The sequence below is a fragment of the Aquicella siphonis genome, assembly GCF_902459485.1.
Taxonomy (GTDB): domain Bacteria; phylum Pseudomonadota; class Gammaproteobacteria; order DSM-16500; family DSM-16500; genus Aquicella; species Aquicella siphonis.
This window is the reverse complement of record NZ_LR699119.1, coordinates 2,381,146-2,400,139: the sequence shown is the minus strand read 5'-3', so window position 1 is coordinate 2,400,139 and position 18,994 is coordinate 2,381,146. Positions and strand designations below refer to the sequence as shown.

Genomic DNA, 18,994 nt, shown 5'->3' with positions numbered 1-18,994 from the left:
AGGTGGATATTTTGACTGTAATCACAAAAACATTCCGTTATGGCAACCATAACGTTACCCTGGAAACAGGGAGAATCGCCCGCCAGGCAACCGCAGCGGTGCTGGTCAGCATGGATGACACGGTCGTGTTGGTGACAGCCGTGGGCGCAGACAGCGCATCTGATGACAAAGACTTTTTCCCGCTTACTGTTAATTATCAGGAGCGTACTTATGCGGCAGGCCGGATTCCCGGCGGTTATTTCAAGCGTGAAGGCAAGCCCAGCGAGAAAGAAACGCTGACATCGCGCCTGATCGACAGACCGCTGCGCCCCCTGTTCCCCAAAGGGTTTAATTTTGAAGTGCAGGTGATCGCCACCGTGTTGTCCATGAATCCGGACATCGATGCCGATATTCCAGCCATGCTGGGCGCGTCTGCGGCGATTGCTCTTTCCGGCATGCCGGCTACCAGCCATCTTGCTGCGGCCCGGGTCGGTTATATGGACGGCAATTACATTCTTAATCCTACACTGTCCCAGTTAGAGTCTTCCCAACTGGATATGGTGGTAGCCGGCACGGAAAACGCTGTTCTCATGGTGGAATCCGAAGCCAAGGAATTGCCAGAATCTGTCATGCTGGGCGCAGTCATGTTTGCTCACCGCGAAATGCAGACCGCCATCAATGCCATTAAAGAATTGGCGAAAGAGGCAGGTACTGTAAATTGGGAATGGGCTCCGCCGGTACCCAATGCGGAAATCGAAAAGCGTGTTGTGGATTTGTGCAAGGCAGACATAGAAAAAGCCTATCAAATCAAAGACAAGATCGAACGCCAGGAAGCGGTTAGCGAAATACGCGACCGTATCCTGGAACAGATTATTACTGAAAACGCGGGCAAGGAAGACGAGCTGGCGCTGCTTGCGGATGCCAAGTATGTCTTCAATAGCCTGGAGCGCAATGTGGTTCGCGGCCGAATCCTGCAAAACCAGCCTCGTATCGATGGCCGGGATACAAAAACCGTCCGCCCCATTTCCATTCAGACCGGCTTACTGCCCCGCACACACGGGTCCGCGCTGTTTACCCGCGGGGAAACACAGGCGCTGGTTGTCGCGACACTGGGTACGGAACGCGATGCGCAAACCATTGATGCGCTGGAAGGCGAACGCAAGGAAAACTTCATGCTGCATTACAATTTTCCCCCTTATTCAGTGGGTGAAGTGGGAATGGTAGGCAGTCCGAAACGCCGTGAAATCGGCCACGGAAATCTTGCCAAACGTGGTATTTCAGCCGTTTTGCCGTCACAGAAAGATTTTAATTATGTTTTGAGGGTGGTTTCTGAAATCACGGAATCCAACGGTTCCAGCTCCATGGCAACCGTATGCGGTACCAGCCTCGCGTTAATGGATGCCGGTGTGCCCATCAAGACGCACGTGGCCGGCGTGGCCATGGGCTTGGTGAAAGAAGGTGACCAGTTTGCGGTGTTGACCGACATTCTGGGCGATGAAGACCATCTGGGTGACATGGATTTCAAAGTCGCAGGAACTACCGAAGGTGTCACAGCCTTGCAAATGGATATCAAAATTGATGGCATCACTGAAACCATCATGCAGCGCGCTCTGGAACAGGCACGCGATGGCCGTATGCATATCCTTGGCATTATGAATCAGGCGATTACCGGCCCGCGCCAGGAAATGTCAGCTTACGCGCCGCGCATCCTGACCTTGCGCATCCCGACGGACAAGATTCGCGATGTTATTGGCAAAGGTGGTGTGACCATTCGTGCTTTGACCGAAGAAACCGGCACAGTCGTGGATATCAGCGATGACGGCATGGTCAAAGTCGCCGCGGCGGATCTTGCTGCGTGTGAAGAAGCTATCAGCCGCATAGAACGTTTGACGGCGGATGTCGTTGTCGGAAATATCTATGAAGGCACGGTGACCAAGCTGATGGACTTCGGCGCACTGGTGAATATCCTGCCTGGTAAACAAGGCCTGGTGCATATTTCACAGATTGCCAGCGAACGCATAGCCAATGTCAGCGACAGATTGTCTGAAGGCCAGATAGTGCGAGTAAAAGTCCTGGAAATTGACCGTCAGGGCCGTATCCGCCTCAGCATGAAGGAAGTTGAAATCAGCCCTTCTTCTACAGCCAATCAATCCAACGGATAAGGAAAGCGTGAGAGCGGGGAAATGCCTTGCTTGACTTCCTCTCGTCCGGGATACAATACAAAAGGCACTCTTGTGAGTGCCTTTTTTGTTTCTTCAGCCCGAATTACTAAAGTGGGCGCTCAATGAACGCTCTCGATTAAAAATGCTTGGTGAATCCCTTGCGGGAATCAACCCCCTCCTTTTTCTGGGCAGATTTTTTTCTGTATAAATCAGCACTGCCATGCGCGCTATAATCTATGCTGGCAGAATTCTCTGAGGCTCGGCGAGGAGAAGGCGACGTAGTTCCAAAAATTTTCCTGGTGCTGGATGGGGAAAGCTGTTCTTCATCTGTATCTATAGTCAAATCAGAGGAGCTGCGCGGCGATGATTTTGTTACCGCGTCCATGACCAGGCTGCCTATTACCCCGAAAGTAAAGCCGACAACGGCTCCGGCAACGAAACCGGCTCCTCCCAAAATGGCTATGGCAAAAGGTGTGGCGAGAATACTCAAACCGCCGGTGGGAATGGCGCCAAAAACACCGGCGGCAAGCCCTACCCCGGCACCGCCCAGGCCTCCGGCTATGGCAAAGGAAACAGTCGTGGCAGTAATGGCTTTCCAGTGTCTCCCAAAAAAATCTGCCACACTATTCCAGGCTCTTCGGAAAATACCGGGTTTATTTTGTGAACGCCGGGGAACGCTTTCATCATTACGCCGCGGCGGCTCTCCGCCTGAAAGGAAAGGCGTTTGTTCGTCATCGTTTTCTTCGCCGGAGGAATCACTGCCGGATGCCCCCAGACTGGAAGCGCCATGGCGGCTTGAGGATGCCTGGCCGCGCGCGGGAGCAATCTGATAAGAGCGGCTCGCGGTGCTCATGTTTTCGCGAACCTCATCGATGGTATTAAAGGAACCCACGCCAACATTAAAATACTGCAATTTTCGGGTGATAAAATCACGCATCTGGGTTCTAACGATTTCTGTATCGCCGTCACCCAGGTCTCTTGTTTCGGTCATTAATCTGTTGGCAGCTTCTCGGTTTTCGGCTTTATCAAGCACACTGGATATGTTTTCCGTGATCACGGATGCCAGGTATGCCTGGAGCAGCGTGATTTTTAAGTTTTCATCATCTGCTTGTAATGGAAATCCCGTGTGCGGCAGCAGCTTGAACAAGCTTTCACGGATATGTCCCTTTGTATCGAATAATTCAGCCAGAGCGTACTGGACAGCCTGCTTAAACCAGACAGCCAGATTTTCTTCCAGGTGTTCGGGGCGTTGCATAATCAAACTCATTTCAGCCATGAGCGGGGACAGGTACGGCGGCAGCGGAATATCATTAAAGGTCCGGGAATAAGCGTGCTGAAGGCTGATAGGCGCGGGCGGGACATAGAAGCTCCAGATCCCGGCTCTTTGAAGATAGGCAATATATTCAATCAGCGACTGGGCGGCAGCGGCCTGGGGATGTATGCCCGGATTACTCAATAATGCCGCCTGCATGCTGGAAATGGGCAGTGTATGAAGTGTGTCGTGTGTTAATTGCGCAGCTTTTTCCTGTGCGGACTGGAGTTCAAGCGCGACTCTTTCTATTGCCCGCTGCAACTCCTTGTTGTCTTGATCCTTAGCCAGGGCTTCTGAAATCCGTCCCTGTTCATCCATCAGATGACGCTGGGATTCAATATAAAATTGAAATTGGACGGAAAAAAGTACGGCTTCCAGGATGATTCTTTCCCGCAGAGTCAGCCGGCCAAGATCCTGTGATATAAACAAGGATTGTAAAAATGCCTTGTTTCGCGAAAGTTCAAGGGTGATGCCCATGGCTTCCGCTTCGGGATTCAGGTCGCCGTTTTCCAGGAATACATTATATTCCTGGCACTGGCTAAAATTGATTGGCTTGCCATTCAAAAAGACGCAGCGTCTTTCTTCCAGGCATTGATTGACACCCTCTATGCTGGATAAGCGGAGCAAGACTTCGTCTTTGAAACGATTTTTCTGGATTTGATAGCGGTCTTGTTCTTCTTCCCGTCTTTTTGCGGCTGGATTACCAGATAATCGCTGCATTTGCCCTCCCCCTCATTTGGCTGTTCAAAAAATATTCTTGTTATCCGATGCGGAATGCCAAAACTCACATATTATAATATTAGTATAAAGAACTTATATTAAGACAAGATTTTTCATACAGATAATTTGACAATATTCCCCGCTCCCCCTAACATATGCCGCCTATGTAAAACGTATCGAGTACTGATCATGAAAAGAACATTTCAACCCAGTGTTTTAAAAAGAAAGCGTACCCACGGATTTCGTGCCCGTATGGCGACCAAAAGTGGCCGTGCTGTATTAAGCGCCCGTCGCGCCAAAGGCCGCGCCAGACTCTGTCCGTAATTTTTGACCATTAATGTTCGGGTTTTCGCGCACTTACAGACTGGCAGGAAAACACGACTTCCAGTCTGTGTTCGCCAATCCAAACAAAACCGCTCATAAATACTTTCTTGCCTTGTCTATCCCCAACCAGCTGCAACATGCGCGGCTAGGTATTGTCTTGTCCAAGCACAGGCTCAGGCTTTCCGTTCAGCGCAACCGGCTGCGCCGTCTCATTCGGGAAAGTTTCAGGCACAATAAAGATGTACTTAAGGGGGTCGATGTCATTATACTACTGCGTTCAGAATGTATCCCCTTGGAAAGCAGCAAGACCATACGAAAAGACATCGATACCTTATGGCAAAAGTTAAAAACTTCATAAGTAGCTGTTTAATAGCAGCAATTCGTGTTTATCGCTATGCGGTCAGCGGACTGTTGGGAAATTGCTGCCGCTTTGAACCCACGTGCTCGGCATATGCCATGGAAGCAATCAAGGCATACGGTGTGGTCAAGGGAAGCTGCCTCGCGGCACGGCGCGTTTCACGCTGTCATCCCTGGCATCCAGGTGGTATTGATCCTGTCCCATAATAAATTAAGCAGAAGTTAATGATATGTTTGAAAATATCCTAGATTACCTACGAATTGCCCTTTATGCATTATTAATCCTGTTGTGTTATCTGTTGTTCCAGGCTTGGGACAAAGATCACCCCAGGCTGCCAGCTGTCGGCACGCCCGCAGCCGCGGTCGAGCGTTCAGGCAGCAGTTATGTTCCTTCCGCCGTAAATGCCGGGGCCGAAGCAGCGGGAGCGCCTATTGCTCAGCCGGGTGCGCCAGTCGTTCCGGCACAAGAAAAGGGGCAGATAATTAATGTCCAGACCGATGTCCTGAATGTCAGCATTGATACACGCGGCGGTGATATCGTCCGGGTCAGCCTTCCGAAATATCCGGAATCCCTGGGTTCCAGACAGCCTATCATGCTGCTTAATGATGATCCCAAAACCGAATATGTCGCGGAAAGCGGCTTGTTAAGCAAACAAGGGCCGGATACATCGCAAGCGCAGGCGCTTTACAAGACAGCGCAAACGGAATACTCCCTGCAGCCCGGCCAGAATGAACTGACTGTTAAACTGGACTGGCAAGACAGCAATGGTCTCAAGGTCACCAAAAATTTCACGTTTACACGCAATAGTTATGAAATCAATGTCGGCTATGACATTAATAATCAGTCCAGCCAGCCCTGGGAAGGCAGCTTGTATACCCAGTTACTGCGCACCAATAATCCGCCGCCCAATCATGGCGGATTTATTAATCTCGCTACGTATTTTGGCGCAGCGGTTTCCAGTCCCAAGGCGCCGTTCACCAAAATCAGCTTCAAGGACATGGAAAAGACTAACCTCAACCAGACGGTGAAAGACGGTTGGGCGGCCATGATACAGCATTATTTCATCAGCTCCTGGATTCCGGCAAAAACCGCAGTGTCCAATTATTATACGCGGGTGACATCCAATTCACTTTATACCGTCGGAATGATAGGCGAACCGTTAAAAGCCGCGCCCGGTGCGAGCGTGACGACAGGTGCAAAATTATATGTAGGACCGGCTATCGCGGACCTGCTGGAAAAAGCCGCACCCAGCCTGAAACTGACTATAGATTATGGCTGGTTCTGGTTTATCTCCGGCATCATATTCTGGATGATGCAAAAAATATACGATGTGATCGGCAATTGGGGCTGGTCTATCGTACTGGTCACCGTCATTATCAAGCTTTTGTTTTATCAACTATCTGCCAAAAGCTTCCGTTCCATGGCGGCCATGAAAAAATTGCAGCCAAAAATTGAAATGCTGAAAGAACGCTATGCTGATGACAAGCAAAAAATGACACAGGCTACCTTGGAGTTGTACCGCCAGGAAAAAGTCAATCCCATGAGTGGATGCTTGCCGATTCTGATTCAGATCCCGGTATTTATCGCGTTATATTGGGTTTTGGTGGAAAGCGTTCAATTGCGCCAGGCGCCGTTTATTTTCTGGATTCATGATTTGTCCCAGCAAGATCCTTATTATGTTCTGCCGCTGTTAATGGGTGTTTCCATGTTTATCCAGCAGCGCCTGAATCCGCCGCCGCCAGATCCCTTGCAGGCGAAAATCATGATGCTGATGCCGGTCATATTCACCGTGATGTTTGCCAATTTCCCCGCCGGTCTGATGTTGTACTGGTTTGTGAACAATACCTTGTCATTCCTGCAGCAATGGTATGTCATGAGAAAGCTGGAAAACGAACCCAATGTGAAGAAGAAGTAAACTGATTGGCACTCTCCCGTATAATTTGCGGGAGAGTGCCAATGAACTCATTATCCCCATGCAGCAATTCAGCCAGACTCTCTCAGACAGTGAAACCATAACAGCCCAGGCAACCCCTTCCGGGCGTGGAGGGATTGCTATTGTCCGTTTATCGGGTTCTCGCGTGCGTGATATCATGCGCGTAGTGGTGGGCAGCGAACTTCCGCCGCGCGAGGCGGTTTTTGTTCCATTTCGTGATTCGCAGGGAGAGTTGCTCGATGAAGGTGTTGCCATTTTCTTTCCCGGTCCTCATTCATTTACTGGCGAAGATGTGCTTGAACTGCAAGGGCATGGCGGTCCGGTTGTGGTGGATTCCATTCTGCAATGTCTTTTGAGCCTGGGAGCCAGGCTCGCCCGTCCCGGCGAATTTTCAGAACGCGCATTTTTGAACGGAAAAATGGATTTGACACAGGCCGAATCGATAGCGGATTTAATTGACGCTTCATCCCGTCAGGCTGCACGCTCCGCCTTGCGTTCCTTGCAAGGGGAATTCTCGAAAGATATTCATGGCATTAACGAAAAGATTGTGCAGCTGCGCATGTTTGTGGAAGCCGCGATTGATTTTACCGATGAAGAGATTGATTTTCTCGCCGATGAATCTGTTTCAGAAACGTTGTCGGCCATTCTCGCAGACCTGGATACGATTCAACACAAGGCGAGGCAAGGCAGTTTTTTGCGCGAAGGCATAACGGTGGTGATCGCCGGCGAACCCAATGTGGGCAAGTCAAGTTTGCTGAATTGCTTGAGCGGCAGGGAAATGGCTATTGTAACCGATATTCCCGGCACCACCCGTGACGTGCTGCGTGAATCCATACTCATAGACGGCATGCCATTGCATATTATCGATACGGCGGGTTTGAGAGAAAGCGCGGATGTTATTGAACAGGAAGGCATTCGCCGCGCCTACCGGGAAATTGAAAACGCAGATCTTATCTTGTACGTGACGGATGCAAGCCGTGATATCACGCAACCTTGTCCAGCATGTCTTGACAAACCGGTTATCATTGTCCGAAATAAAATAGACCTGAAGAATGAAACGCCTTCCATTCAGTCATGGGAAGGAAAAAAAATGATATCACTTTCGGTGAAGACCGGAGAAGGAATTGAATTGTTCAGGTCTCTTATCAAGGAAGAGGCAGGATTTCAGCCGTTGGGCGAAGGACTTTATCTGGCGCGGCGCCGGCATCTGGATGCGCTTGCTAAATCCCGATCGCATGTTGAAAAAGGCTTGCTGCAATTGAGGGAATCCGGTTCCGCTGAACTGGCCGCTGAAGATTTGCGCCAGGCGCATCTGGCGCTTTGTGAAATCACAGGGGTATTTACTTCGGATGATTTGCTGGGACGGATTTTTTCCAGCTTCTGCATTGGAAAATAAAGAATGAATCCCGTTAAAATCTACAAGCAGTGCTGGATTGGGGAAGCTTCTCTCGCGCAGGCGTTTTGGCTCATCTATGTGCTTTTCACCGTGATATTCATTATCATCGCGGATTTTCTGGTGGATATTCTGGTCGCGGGTTCTTTTACTCCCTTCTACGTGCACAATCAATATTCTGACTTGATTATCACCATCACTTTTCCTTTTCTTTTCGTAAATGCGATGTGCGTATGGATCAGCGGAAAGAACTCATCCTGGAAGTGGAGCCTGATTTCAAAAGTTACTGTCATACTGCCATTAATTTTCGGCACTTTTCATATCACTCGCCTTTTCTAACCGTCAGATAATCATGAGAATCATCCAGCTAAACGCCGGAATCTTGTGTGTTTCGCAAGAATGCTGTCTTGCCCGAATTTCCCGGCAGGTTTGAAAAGACGTGATAAAACAACAGGATCACCGTTAGTTAATCCGTGGCGAAGCTGAAATGCTATGATAAGAATATGGATTTCACCTGAAAATGGGGAACGCTCCGTGAATGCTGGAGAAAAGAAGCTGGTTAATCTTGCGCTTCAGGGCGGGGGCACACATGGCGCGTTTTCCTGGGGCATTCTCGATAAATTTCTGGAACTGGATCTCTTGTCCATTCATGCAGTATCAGCGACCAGCGCAGGGAGCATGAATGCGGTGGTACTTGCGCAGGGAATGATGGAAGGAGGCAGCCAGGGTGCGCGGCAATTACTATATGAATTCTGGCATGCGGTTGGCATGAGCGGACAACAAATGGGCTTCACCGCGAAACTTCCTGCGGATTTCCTGCTGGCGCCATTTTTGTCCGCGCCGATTGAATTTTATGTTTTTAACGCCATGACCAATGTTTTTTCTCCCTATCAATTCAATCCGTTGAATTATCATCCTGTGCGCGAAATTCTGAAAAACCTGATCGATATCAAAAAATTAAAAAAGCACAGCTCAATCAAATTATTTTTGGGGGCCACCAATGTAAAAAGCGGCAAGATACGCATTTTCAATACGGATGAATTATCCATAGACGCGGTTCTCGCATCAGCGTGTCTGCCCAAGCTTTTTCAGGCTGTTGAAATTGATAATGAATACTATTGGGACGGGGGATATCTTGGAAACCCGGCTATTTTTCCACTAATTTATAATACTCACGTGAAAGATATTATTATTCTGCACACCGTCCCCATCGTGCGTGAATCTGTGCCTTGCACGGTTATGGAAATCGATATGCGTTTAAGAGAGATATCATTTAATTCGTCTCTGATGAGGGAGATGCGCGCGATCGCATTCGTCAGCAGATTAATTGATGATGGCTGGATAAAAGATAAGTTCCGGAACAAACTCAAGAAACTTTATATTCATTGTCTGCGCGCAGACCAGTCGTTGAAGGAATTTCCGCGCGAGAGCGTGTTTGTTCCGGACTGGAATTTCCTCGTCAGGCTGCGAGACCTCGGAAGAGCGGCGGCGCAAGCCTGGCTGAAGGAAAACTATTCATTTATCGGAATAAAATCCACAATCGACTTCAACGAATGGCTTTGACTTTGGCGAATCGGCTTCCTTTGCCTTGTGCGTGAAGATTTATGGGCTCATACTATAATTTAGAGAGGAACTCAGAGCGGCCGGATAAGATTATGGAAAAATATAGAAATCGTATTGAAGCGGGTGAAATCCTTGCGGCAGAGCTGATGGAATACGCTGACCGTGATGACGTTGTCGTTCTTGCCCTGCCGCGCGGCGGTGTGCCGGTTGCGTTTGAAATCGCAAAAGCCCTGCATGTGCCTCTTGATGTCTTTATTGTCCGTAAACTGGGCGTGCCCGGGCACAGTGAATTGGCCATGGGCGCCATCGCCATGGGCGATACTTGTGTATTCAATGAAGATATCATTTCGGAGCTGGGAATCCCGAAAGACGCCATCGATCAAATTATCGAAGAAGAAAAAAAGGAATTGAAACGCCGGGAAGTGTCATACCGCGGAGATCATGCTTTTCCATCCCTGAAAAACAAAACCATCATTCTGGTGGATGACGGTATTGCCACAGGCGCTACCATGCGCGCCGCCATCAAGGCTTTAAGAAAATCGCAGCCAGCAGCGATCATTGTCGCCGTGCCTGTTGCGGACAAATTCATGTGTGAGCACATGCTCCCATTAATGGACCGACTGGTTTGCCCCCGGCGTCCTTTGCATTTTTACGCGGTGGGAGCATGGTATGAAGATTTTTCACAAACTGAAGATGAAGAAGTACGCGATCTTTTAACTCGGTCGCGTTCGTTTACACATATACACTAGGCCGTCAAATAAAAGGATTACGTATGGTGGAATTTCTCGTCGACACCGAATATCCCGTCAGCATTCCCAGCGAAGACACACAGCTGGATGGTTTGCTGCACATCCCTGAAGGCGCAAAAGGCATAGTCTTGTTCGCGCATGGCAGCGGTAGCAGCCGCTTTAGTCCGCGCAACCAGTTTATTGCGCGTGAATTGCAAAAAGTCAAAATCGCCACGCTATTGTTTGATCTTCTGACACCCGATGAAGATGAAGTCGACACGCAGACTTCACAGTATCGTTTTGATATAGGATTTCTCGCTGAAAGACTGATTTCGGTCACCCGGTGGATAGTGAAGAATCCTGCTCTGAAAAAACTGCCTTTGGGATATTTTGGTGCCAGCACAGGCGGGGGCGCTGCGCTGGTGGCAGCAGCGCAAGCCGCTGATTTGGTACGCGCGGTGGTTTCCAGGGGCGGTCGGCCGGATCTTGCAGGCGAATCTTTGCGATATGTTGAAGCTCCGACTTTGCTTATAGTCGGCGGTCTGGATGAAACAGTCATTCAGCTTAACCAGCAGGCATTCAATGCCATGCATTGTGAAAAAAAACTGGAAATTGTGCCCGGCGCCACGCATCTTTTTGAAGAGGCAGGCAAACTTGAAGCGGTATCTCACCTGGCAAATGCGTGGTTTGGCAAGTATTTAAGATAACACGGCCAGGGATATACTTTTATTACCTGATGGATGTCCCCTTTTGATTGTTATTCCGGCGGTTTTTCCGGAATAACAATCAAACAAATCCTTTTAGCGGAAAATCCCTGGACCGCTGTAACCAGTTGTCTTTGGCGTATTCATGCTGGCCGGAAATCACATGCAGGGTATAGGCATGCCGCGATTTGGAAGAAATATTTTCCTTGCTCATGTGCGGTGACAGCCCATGCAATAAAATGACACTGCCGCGCGGCACTTCAAGCGGAACCATTTTTTCCAGCGGCCAGGGCGTGTTGTCAAAAACGGTGGTTGACACCTTATCATTCACGTCGCGGATGGACCTGGATTTGAGACCGCCATGATGCCCGCCGGGTATGGCCCACAGGCAGCCGTTTTCAAGCGTCGCGTCTTCCAGCGCGAACCAGAGACCCAGAACAGGCTGGTCTTTCACAAAAATATATGTGCTGTCCTGATGGCAGGTTACTTCGCCGCCAATATAAGGTTGTTTGCAAATATACATGGATTGCAGCAGTAACGGGTGGGAAACGCCGGCGTCCCGGACAAGACTGGCGATTTTATGCATGCGGCTGAAACAATTGAAAACAGGATCAACGTCATGCAAAGCGTGGCCGATTTTATTGATGGACAGAGATTTTTCCTTGATCAATTGGCCATGCATATCGATGGCGCCTTCCTCAAAAAAGAAATGAATTTTATCGCCGGATTCCAGAAAATACTGATTTTTTGCATGACGCTGATCTTTGGCGGAAAAAATGGTTTTAACCGCATCCGGTTCGAACTGATCAATCAGCATTTGAGCGCGCTTTATCAGAAGATCGCAGATGTCATCAGAAATGAAATTTTCCAGGATTAAAAAACCGTCTTGTGCAAAAGCATGCTGTTGTGCTGAAGTGAGGATGGCGTTTTCAGCTGATTCTTGAGATGGTACGGAAGCGGTTATGGTCTGCATGGATTCTCCGTGTGGTATGACTAAAACGCATTAATCTTCAGTGCAAGCATCGCACCCAGGCGCACGTTATTGATGATGAGATTGATATTGGCGTGCAGGCTTTTCCCCTGAGTGACGGCTGCGATTTCAGACAATAGAAACGGCGTGATTTCTTTTCCGTGCACATTTTTTTTCTCCGCCAGTTTCAGGGCGCTGGAAATGGCGGGTTCGATTATGTCTGCAGGAATTTCATCCGGGGAGGGAATGGGATTGGCAATGAGCACACCCGAGGACATGCCAAGCTGCCAGTGTATCTTGAGGAGGTTGGCGAGCGATGTCACATTATCCACATGCGCGAAAAGTTTATAATCTGTTTCAGCGGTATAAAATGCGGGAAACGTTTCCGTGCGGTAACCAATGACGGGCACGCCATGTGTTTCCAGGAATTCCAGTGTTTTGGGCACGTCCAGGATTGCTTTAGCGCCAGCGCAGACGACGGCCATGGGTGTCTTTGCCAATGTGATCAGATCCGCAGAGATGTCCTGATCCTGCCCGCGATGCACACCGCCGATTCCACCAGTGGCAAACACCTTGATACCGGCAAAATCAGCGCAGAACAATGTGGATGCGACGGTTGTGCCGGCATTCAGCTTTTGACTCAAAAGGTACGGGATATCGCGGGTACTGGCTTTCATCACGTGCTTGTCCTCTACCAGAGACTCCAGCTCCGCGTGGGTCAGGCCAATCCGGATTTTTCCATTCATGATAGCGATGGTGGCTGGCGTGACACTGTTTTCTCTGGCAATTTTTTCCACCGCCAGAGCTGTTTCCAGGTTTTTGGGAAACGGCAGGCCATGAGTGATTAGAGTGGATTCCAGCGCCAGCAACGGCCTTTTTTCCATCATGGCTTGTTTGACTTCTTCTGAATATTCAAAAAATTGCTGCATGAGAGTATTCCCGGTTCAAATAATGCCTGTCAATGGATGTCTGTAAACATGAGGCAGAAATATCGTGAGCGACAGTCTGATATGACTGGATTGTCAATGCGGCCGCCGCCGCGCCAATTTCACAAGCCTGCATTATAGAATAATTTTGTTGAAGTCCGTATATAATTCCCGCGCAAAATGCATCTCCTGCTCCGTTAACGTCTTTGATTTCAGCTATGCGCGGGGGAGACACGTGACGGCATTGGTTTTTATTCATGAATACATATCCGGATGCGCCCAGACTGATAACAATATTTTCAACGCCTCTATCCAGTAAACGATATCCCGCCTGGCGGCAATCGCGTAAACAGGCAATATCCATTCCGCTGAGACGGGCCATTTCCGCCTGATTAGGCTTGATTAAAAAGACATTTTCCAGGTGCGGCGGTAATTTTCCCGCCTTGTGCACCGAAACAGGATCGATGCAAATCAGGCATTGATGCGCCTGCCCTGCCTGGATAAGTGCTGATATCAGGTTAGACGGCAAATTGGTTTCGAGGAAAAGCAGGCTTTTTTCAGGCCAGGGTTCACAGTTTTTCATGAACAAATCGGTTGGAATCTGATCATAGATTCCCATGTCGGCATAGGCTACCTGCAAATTGCCATCCTGATCCATCACTGCGTAATAATGCGCTGTATTGGCATATTCGAGTATCAGGCTGCGCTCTACATGGATGCCGCATTCACGTGCGGCAGATAATAAAACCTGTCCGGCCGGATCACCGCCTACCGCCGTTTGCAAATGCACATCTTGAGTCCAGCGTGAAAGGTTTTCAGCGACATTGCGGGCAACACCGCCAAAGCTGGAATGTGATACAACGGGATTGGAAGTGCCCGGATGAATGGCATTCATGGCGGTGAATTTGCAGTCAATATTGGCTCCGCCCAGGCAGTAAATTTTTTTATTCTGACGGCTCATGCTGTTTTCTTTAATGTCCAAAAGATAATTTCAATTCTGCGACATCAATCACATGATTCTGCATCGCCTGTATTACTGCATAAGCATCGGCGCCATTTGCCAGTTTTAAAACAGTGTTCAAAGCATAGATGCTGAATACATATCGATGCGAGGTACCTGAAGGCGGGCACGGACCGTTATACTGATTTTTTCCGAAGCTGTTCTGACCGGTCAGCGCGCCCTTGGGCAGGCTGCTGGCACCTTCCGGTAAATTGGTCAGAGCGGGCGGCAGGTTATATAAAATCCAATGATAAAAAGTTCCGCCAGGGGCATCGGGATCGGCAAGCATAAGTACATAGGATTGAGTATTCGCTGGTGGATTTTTCCATTCCAGTTCGGGTGAAATGTCTTTTCCATCGCAGGTGTAATCCACAGGGATGGTCACTTGATAAGCCAGCGATGTCGAATCCAGCGTCAGGCTGCCTGCGGCATGAACACACAGGGGTAATGACAAAAGCACATAGAACAATGGCAGCAACACCCTGGCGGCAGCCAATGATTTGGCTGAAAATGCGGTTTGCACAACAGGCAGATATTTCATCTTCTGTTTTATCCTTTTTCTGTCAGAGTTAGCGCGGCTAGAAAACAATCTTCGCACCTTGTAACTGTAGTGGCTGCGGCAAGCCCGTGTCAATTTCAGCCGGTGGCGGGTGCTATACTTAAACTAGAAATGGGGAATGCGAAAAGCCGGAAAACCGTGTTGAGTTCTTGATTTATCAGAGAGTTTTTCATTCCTCGTCAGTTTCTGCATCCGGGCATATCCGCACACAGCGAAGATACTGACATGAAAGCGTTCAGGTTTTTAAGCGGCATCATAATCATCATCTTTTCCGCCTTTTTCAAAGAAGAGAGCGTGGCTTTTGCCTATTCTTATCAGCAATCAACGAATACCATTCAGTACTATGGTCAAGGCAGCGGCAGTTTCGAATATAAATCGAATCCTTTCATCCCCGTTGTTACCATTACCAGCTCTCCTCCGCTTCTTATATATAATTATTCCTCGATACCGGCGGAGCAGTTTTTCAATAACCCTCCCTATCTATTTAATTCAGGGTCGGATAATTCTTACTTGATAACCGGCAATGTTTTCAGTAACAAGATGGATCCCATTCCAGCATCATCCCTACCGTCGCCTGTTCTGCAGACGGACATGCCGTCTGTTGTACCTGCTCCGACAGGCAAACCTATCCCGGAGTCTCTTACCCTGCCCATCCCTGAACCTCAGGAATACCAGACTGTTATTATTTCTGACAAGGTGAGCGGATCCATTGCCCAGCCCGTCAATATTGAAAACTTCAAACCTTCAGGAAGTACGGTTTCAGGAGCCAAACCATGACATCATGGCTGGACGCGATGACAAAGTAAATCAGTCGACGATACGCAGTATGTCAAACCTATTTCCCGCAGCATTTTTTAAACTTTTTGCCGCTCCCGCAGGGACAGGGTTCATTTCTCCCGGCGGATATGGTTTTTTTTGCTGAGTCGACAGGAGGTGTTTGCCCGTCTATGTAATACCATTCTCCTTGATCCAGATGAAACTCGCTGATTTCATGCAATACATAGAGTTTGTTTGCGAGGGAATAATGTGCGCGAAATTCAACGAAGCCTTTTTGCCCGTCCATGGAAGCATGCAGGACTTCCAGCTTGATCCAGCGCGACCGCTTTGCCCATTTATGCGCGGACTCGGCGTCAAAGTGTTCGCTGGCCGCGCCCCTCATGGTGCGAGCAATATAATCCATATCAGCCTGGGTGTAAGCCGTGTAACGAGACCGCATGAGTGCTTCCGGCGTGGGAGCGCGTTCCTGTCCGCTGATGAATGGACCACAGCAGTCAGAATAGGACTTGCCAGAACCGCAAGCGCAACCAGACATGATGATTAGCGTAATCTTTCGCGCGCGATCATTTCCGCAATCTGATTGGTCGCTACATTTTCCCTTGAGGAGCGCTCGTAAATATCGTACACCGTGTCATAAATGTTATTGATCTGTTCAAGGGATTTTTTTATGTCGCCATGACCATACAGTACGGCGACATGAATCAGGCCGCCGGCGTTGATGAGAAAATCCGGAGCGTACAAGATTCCGCGTTCATGCATCAGAGAGCCATAATGTGAGTGAGACAGTTGATTGTTCGCTGAACCTGCCACGATGTGCGCTTTTAATGTCTTGATGGTATTCATATTCAAGACCGCTCCCAAGGCACAGGGAGCGAATACATCGGCGTCAATGCTGTAAATTTCATCGATGGCGCAGGTTTTTACGCCAAACTCATCAACGCAGCGTTGCAAAGCTATCTGATTGATATCACACATGGTCAGCTTCGCGCCCAGCGCGTGCAATTCCTGTGCCAGGTAATATCCCACGTGACCGGCGCCCTGGATGGCAACGTGCACGCCATCGAGTGTGTCCCGTCCCAGCTTGAATTTGACAGCAGCTTCAATGGCGCGGCGTACACCCAATGCGGTCAAGGGTGACGGGTCGCTGTCTGCACCTGACGCGGTAGTGCAAGTCACGAATGAAGTGCGTCGGGCAATAATGTCCATTTCAGCGGGACTGGTGCCGCTATCCACGGCGGTGATGTAACGGCCGCCCAATTCCTGGACGAACTCGCCGAATTTTTCAAACAAGGCTTCGCGATCCTTGATGACCTTGGGTTTGATAATGACAGCTTTTGCGCCGCCGTGAGGAAGATTATTGATGGCTGCTTTGTAACTCATCATATAGCCGAGACGGAGAACATCTTCCATGGCTTTATCGATGGTCTGGTAGGCCACCATGCGGCATCCCCCGATTGCGGGCCCGCGCTTCAGATTATGAATGGCGACAATGGCCTTGAGACCGGTTTTTTCATCAATCTTGGTGTGGATATCCCCGTAGCCAAGAAATTCAGCATAGCGCATCAGACTGTCAGCGACAGTGTAGCGAACATGCGGATGAGCATAGCGCTTGGAATTGCTTGGGCGGTCACTCATAGAATCGACCATGGCACCAACTCCTTTTGTAATCATTTTGTAGTCTCTCTGTGATGAATGTTATTTGATTTTGACCCGTTTCTTTAATTGCTGAATGGCGCGAATTTGCGCGACCGCTTCTGCCAGTTCAACGGTGGCCTTGGCTACATCAATGGCGGACATTTTTCCTGCCAGGGCTTTTTCAGCCTGTTCTTTCGCCGCGAGGGCCGAAGCTTCATCAATGTCGTCTGCGCGCATGCCTGTGTCAGCCAGCACGGAGACTATATATGGCTGCACTTCAAGCATGCCGCCAGAAATATAAAAGATTTCTTCTTCCTTGTTTGGAAGTATGGCGCGTACCTGACCGGGTCTTAATGTGGTGAGAAGCTGGGAATGGCCGGGCGCGATACCCAGTTCGCCCATTTCTCCGTTGACGAAGACAAGCTCCGCTTCGCCGGAGAAAATCTGCTTTTCAGCGCTGACAATATCTAATCGAAGAGTTGCTACGTTCATAGCGTCTTGGCCTTTTCCACTGCTTCATCAATTGAACCTACCATATAAAAGGCTTGTTCGGGCAAATGATCATATTCACCGCTCAGGATTCCCTTGAATCCGCGTATGGTTTCCTTGATGGGAACATAGCGGCCGGGTGTGCCGGTAAAGACTTCGGCGACAAAGAACGGTTGTGACAGAAAGCGCTGAATTCGGCGCGCGCGTGCGACTGTCTGTTTGTCTTCTTCAGATAATTCATCCATACCCAGGATGGCGATGATGTCTTTCAGCTCTTTGTAACGCTGCAGGGTTTTTTGCACACCGCGGGCAACATCATAATGTTCCTGGCCTACGACCAGCGGATCAAGCTGGCGGCTGGTGGAATCGAGAGGGTCAATGGCAGGATAAATCCCCAGCTCGGCGATTTGACGGGATAACACCACTGTTGCATCCAAGTGCGCAAATGTGGTCGCCGGCGACGGATCGGTTAGATCGTCAGCGGGCACGTAAACAGCTTGTACGGAAGTGATGGAGCCTGTCTTGGTCGAAGTGATGCGTTCCTGCAGCACGCCCATTTCCTCGGCCAGTGTAGGCTGATAACCCACAGCGGAAGGAATACGACCCAGCAGTGCGGAGACTTCCACCCCGGAAAGCGTGTATCGGAAAATGTTGTCAACAAACAACAGCACATCTTTGCCTTCGTCGCGGAAACTTTCAGCGATCGTCAAGCCGGTCAGACCCACGCGCAAACGATTGCCCGGTGGTTCATTCATTTGACCGTATACCAGCGCAACCTTGTCCAGAACCTGTGACTCTTTCATTTCCAGGTAGAAGTCGTTGCCTTCACGGGTACGTTCGCCGACGCCGGTAAATACCGAGTAACCACTGTGTTCAATAGCGATGTTACGAATCAATTCCAGCATGTTAACAGTCTTGCCCACGCCCGCGCCGCCGAAGAGACCGACTTTTCCGCCTTTTGCGAACGGGCAAACAAGGTCTATGACCTTGATGCCAGTTTCCAGCAGCTCCTGAGAGGGAGCCTGTTCGGAAAATGTAGGCGCAGGACGGTGAATCGGCAGAAACTGGTCTGTGTTAATCGGGCCTTGTTCATCAATGGGATCACCCAGGACATTCATGATGCGTCCCAGTGTCGGTTTGCCGACCGGAACCAGAATCGGCTTGCCTGTATTGGCGACATTCAAACCGCGGCGCAAGCCGTCTGTGGTGCCCATGGCGATGGTGCGGACAACACCGTCGCCAATCTGCTGTTGAACCTCAAGGACGAGATTTTGCTCGTCTACTTTTAAAGCGTCATAAATTCGGGGAACATCCTGGCGTGGGAATTCAACGTCGACCACGGCGCCGATAATTTCAACTATTTTACCTTGATTCATGTGTGTCATTTTCAATTACCTCAATAGAAAACATTTTCGCCTACTTCCCCGCTCTTATGGCATGGTTGCCGTAAAAGCTTTTTGTA

20 protein-coding genes are annotated in these 18,994 nt (G+C 49.4%); 11 read left to right on the top strand and 9 right to left on the bottom strand.

Going from position 1 to position 18,994, the window contains the following annotated elements; all coding sequences use genetic code 11:
- The first annotated feature begins 11 nt into the window (after positions 1-11).
- The gene (gene pnp / locus AQULUS_RS11120; RefSeq protein WP_148340212.1) at positions 12-2,141 is read left to right on the top strand and encodes a polyribonucleotide nucleotidyltransferase; all 2,130 of its coding nucleotides are present in this window, start codon (positions 12-14) and stop codon (positions 2,139-2,141) included.
- Between the two features lie 136 nt (positions 2,142-2,277).
- On the opposite strand, the gene AQULUS_RS11115 is transcribed toward pnp, so the two are convergent.
- A complete protein-coding gene (locus tag AQULUS_RS11115) occupies positions 2,278-4,173 on the bottom strand; it encodes a hypothetical protein (RefSeq protein ID WP_148340211.1) in 1,896 nt (631 codons plus the stop codon).
- A 189-nt stretch (positions 4,174-4,362) separates the two neighbouring features.
- On the opposite strand from AQULUS_RS11115, the gene rpmH reads away from it, so the two are divergent.
- The 9 genes from rpmH (at position 4,363) to AQULUS_RS11070 (ending at position 11,179) form a co-directional block, all read left to right on the top strand.
- On the top strand, positions 4,363-4,497 hold the full coding sequence (gene rpmH, locus AQULUS_RS11110) for a 50S ribosomal protein L34 (protein WP_148340210.1): 135 nt from the start codon (positions 4,363-4,365) through the stop codon (positions 4,495-4,497).
- 13 nt (positions 4,498-4,510) lie between these two features.
- Entirely contained in the window at positions 4,511-4,855 is a 345-nt protein-coding gene (rnpA, locus tag AQULUS_RS11105) for a ribonuclease P protein component (RefSeq protein WP_148340209.1), read from the top strand.
- Complete coding sequence (gene yidD, locus AQULUS_RS11100) at positions 4,780-5,061, top strand: membrane protein insertion efficiency factor YidD (RefSeq protein WP_148340208.1); 282 nt, start codon at positions 4,780-4,782, stop codon at positions 5,059-5,061. The genes rnpA and yidD overlap by 76 nt, the downstream gene beginning before the upstream one ends.
- A 23-nt stretch (positions 5,062-5,084) precedes the next feature.
- A complete protein-coding gene (gene yidC / locus AQULUS_RS11095; RefSeq protein ID WP_148340207.1) occupies positions 5,085-6,770 on the top strand; it encodes a membrane protein insertase YidC in 1,686 nt (561 codons plus the stop codon).
- Between the two features lie 58 nt (positions 6,771-6,828).
- Positions 6,829-8,184 (top strand): tRNA uridine-5-carboxymethylaminomethyl(34) synthesis GTPase MnmE, encoded by a 1,356-nt coding sequence (gene mnmE / locus AQULUS_RS11090; RefSeq protein ID WP_148340206.1) that lies wholly within the window; start codon positions 6,829-6,831, stop codon positions 8,182-8,184.
- Positions 8,185-8,187: 3 nt separating this feature from the next.
- Positions 8,188-8,520, top strand: a complete 333-nt coding sequence (locus AQULUS_RS11085; RefSeq protein ID WP_148340205.1) for a hypothetical protein — start codon at positions 8,188-8,190, stop codon at positions 8,518-8,520.
- A gap of 195 nt (positions 8,521-8,715) precedes the next feature.
- Positions 8,716-9,744, top strand: a complete 1,029-nt coding sequence (locus AQULUS_RS11080) for a patatin-like phospholipase family protein (RefSeq protein ID WP_232051889.1) — start codon at positions 8,716-8,718, stop codon at positions 9,742-9,744.
- Positions 9,745-9,836: 92 nt separating this feature from the next.
- Positions 9,837-10,493 carry a phosphoribosyltransferase gene (locus AQULUS_RS11075; RefSeq protein ID WP_148340203.1) on the top strand — a complete coding sequence of 219 codons (657 nt, stop codon included), beginning with the start codon at positions 9,837-9,839 and terminating at the stop codon, positions 10,491-10,493.
- A 23-nt stretch (positions 10,494-10,516) separates the two neighbouring features.
- Positions 10,517-11,179, top strand: a complete 663-nt coding sequence (locus tag AQULUS_RS11070; protein WP_148340202.1) for a dienelactone hydrolase family protein — start codon at positions 10,517-10,519, stop codon at positions 11,177-11,179.
- 79 nt (positions 11,180-11,258) lie between these two features.
- Here AQULUS_RS11070 and AQULUS_RS11065 read toward each other — a convergent pair whose 3' ends face one another.
- Genes AQULUS_RS11065 through AQULUS_RS11050 form a run of 4 tightly spaced genes read right to left on the bottom strand, consistent with a single transcriptional unit; the run spans position 11,259 to position 14,613 of the window.
- Complete coding sequence (locus AQULUS_RS11065; protein ID WP_148340201.1) at positions 11,259-12,149, bottom strand: phytanoyl-CoA dioxygenase family protein; 891 nt, start codon at positions 12,147-12,149, stop codon at positions 11,259-11,261.
- Between the two features lie 20 nt (positions 12,150-12,169).
- The gene (locus AQULUS_RS11060) at positions 12,170-13,075 is read right to left on the bottom strand and encodes a pseudouridine-5'-phosphate glycosidase (protein WP_148340200.1); all 906 of its coding nucleotides are present in this window, start codon (positions 13,073-13,075) and stop codon (positions 12,170-12,172) included.
- On the bottom strand, positions 13,059-14,033 hold the full coding sequence (locus AQULUS_RS11055) for a carbohydrate kinase family protein (protein WP_148340199.1): 975 nt from the start codon (positions 14,031-14,033) through the stop codon (positions 13,059-13,061). Before AQULUS_RS11055 ends, AQULUS_RS11060 begins: the two co-directional genes overlap by 17 nt.
- 10 nt (positions 14,034-14,043) lie before the next feature.
- Positions 14,044-14,613 (bottom strand): YbhB/YbcL family Raf kinase inhibitor-like protein, encoded by a 570-nt coding sequence (locus tag AQULUS_RS11050; protein ID WP_148340198.1) that lies wholly within the window; start codon positions 14,611-14,613, stop codon positions 14,044-14,046.
- Positions 14,614-14,856: 243 nt separating this feature from the next.
- Between AQULUS_RS11050 and AQULUS_RS11045 the strand changes: the two genes are divergently transcribed.
- The gene (locus AQULUS_RS11045) at positions 14,857-15,408 is read left to right on the top strand and encodes a hypothetical protein (protein ID WP_148340197.1); all 552 of its coding nucleotides are present in this window, start codon (positions 14,857-14,859) and stop codon (positions 15,406-15,408) included.
- A 58-nt stretch (positions 15,409-15,466) separates the two neighbouring features.
- Here the strand turns inward: AQULUS_RS11045 and AQULUS_RS11040 are convergent, their stop codons facing one another.
- From AQULUS_RS11040 to atpD, 4 genes are all read right to left on the bottom strand, one after another.
- Complete coding sequence (locus AQULUS_RS11040) at positions 15,467-15,943, bottom strand: YchJ family protein (RefSeq protein ID WP_148340196.1); 477 nt, start codon at positions 15,941-15,943, stop codon at positions 15,467-15,469.
- 5 nt (positions 15,944-15,948) lie between these two features.
- Positions 15,949-16,971: a Leu/Phe/Val dehydrogenase gene (locus AQULUS_RS11035; RefSeq protein WP_408608954.1), complete on the bottom strand. Its 1,023-nt coding sequence runs from the start codon at positions 16,969-16,971 to the stop codon at positions 15,949-15,951.
- Positions 16,972-17,103: 132 nt separating this feature from the next.
- Positions 17,104-17,535, bottom strand: a complete 432-nt coding sequence (locus AQULUS_RS11030; protein WP_148340195.1) for a F0F1 ATP synthase subunit epsilon — start codon at positions 17,533-17,535, stop codon at positions 17,104-17,106.
- Positions 17,532-18,908, bottom strand: a complete 1,377-nt coding sequence (atpD, locus tag AQULUS_RS11025) for a F0F1 ATP synthase subunit beta (protein ID WP_148340353.1) — start codon at positions 18,906-18,908, stop codon at positions 17,532-17,534. The genes AQULUS_RS11030 and atpD overlap by 4 nt, the downstream gene beginning before the upstream one ends.
- Between the last annotated feature and the right edge of the window lie 86 nt (positions 18,909-18,994).

Bases quoted from the DNA above. Each gene is read 5' to 3' on its own strand.
- AQULUS_RS11115 (WP_148340211.1), bottom strand. From the start codon at position 4,173: ATGCAGCGATTATCTGGTAATCCAGCCGCAAAAAGACGGGAAGAAGAA.
- rpmH (WP_148340210.1), top strand. From the start codon at position 4,363: ATGAAAAGAACATTTCAACCCAGTGTTTTAAAAAGAAAGCGTACCCAC.
- rnpA (WP_148340209.1), top strand. From the start codon at position 4,511: ATGTTCGGGTTTTCGCGCACTTACAGACTGGCAGGAAAACACGACTTC.
- yidD (WP_148340208.1), top strand. From the start codon at position 4,780: ATGTATCCCCTTGGAAAGCAGCAAGACCATACGAAAAGACATCGATAC.
- yidC (WP_148340207.1), top strand. From the start codon at position 5,085: ATGTTTGAAAATATCCTAGATTACCTACGAATTGCCCTTTATGCATTA.
- mnmE (WP_148340206.1), top strand. From the start codon at position 6,829: ATGCAGCAATTCAGCCAGACTCTCTCAGACAGTGAAACCATAACAGCC.
- AQULUS_RS11085 (WP_148340205.1), top strand. From the start codon at position 8,188: ATGAATCCCGTTAAAATCTACAAGCAGTGCTGGATTGGGGAAGCTTCT.
- AQULUS_RS11075 (WP_148340203.1), top strand. From the start codon at position 9,837: ATGGAAAAATATAGAAATCGTATTGAAGCGGGTGAAATCCTTGCGGCA.
- AQULUS_RS11070 (WP_148340202.1), top strand. From the start codon at position 10,517: ATGGTGGAATTTCTCGTCGACACCGAATATCCCGTCAGCATTCCCAGC.
- AQULUS_RS11065 (WP_148340201.1), bottom strand. From the start codon at position 12,149: ATGCAGACCATAACCGCTTCCGTACCATCTCAAGAATCAGCTGAAAAC.
- AQULUS_RS11060 (WP_148340200.1), bottom strand. From the start codon at position 13,075: ATGCAGCAATTTTTTGAATATTCAGAAGAAGTCAAACAAGCCATGATG.
- AQULUS_RS11055 (WP_148340199.1), bottom strand. From the start codon at position 14,033: ATGAGCCGTCAGAATAAAAAAATTTACTGCCTGGGCGGAGCCAATATT.
- AQULUS_RS11050 (WP_148340198.1), bottom strand. From the start codon at position 14,613: ATGAAATATCTGCCTGTTGTGCAAACCGCATTTTCAGCCAAATCATTG.
- AQULUS_RS11045 (WP_148340197.1), top strand. From the start codon at position 14,857: ATGAAAGCGTTCAGGTTTTTAAGCGGCATCATAATCATCATCTTTTCC.
- AQULUS_RS11040 (WP_148340196.1), bottom strand. From the start codon at position 15,943: ATGTCTGGTTGCGCTTGCGGTTCTGGCAAGTCCTATTCTGACTGCTGT.
- AQULUS_RS11035 (WP_408608954.1), bottom strand. From the start codon at position 16,971: ATGCGCTATGCTGAATTTCTTGGCTACGGGGATATCCACACCAAGATT.
- AQULUS_RS11030 (WP_148340195.1), bottom strand. From the start codon at position 17,535: ATGAACGTAGCAACTCTTCGATTAGATATTGTCAGCGCTGAAAAGCAG.
- atpD (WP_148340353.1), bottom strand. From the start codon at position 18,908: ATGAATCAAGGTAAAATAGTTGAAATTATCGGCGCCGTGGTCGACGTT.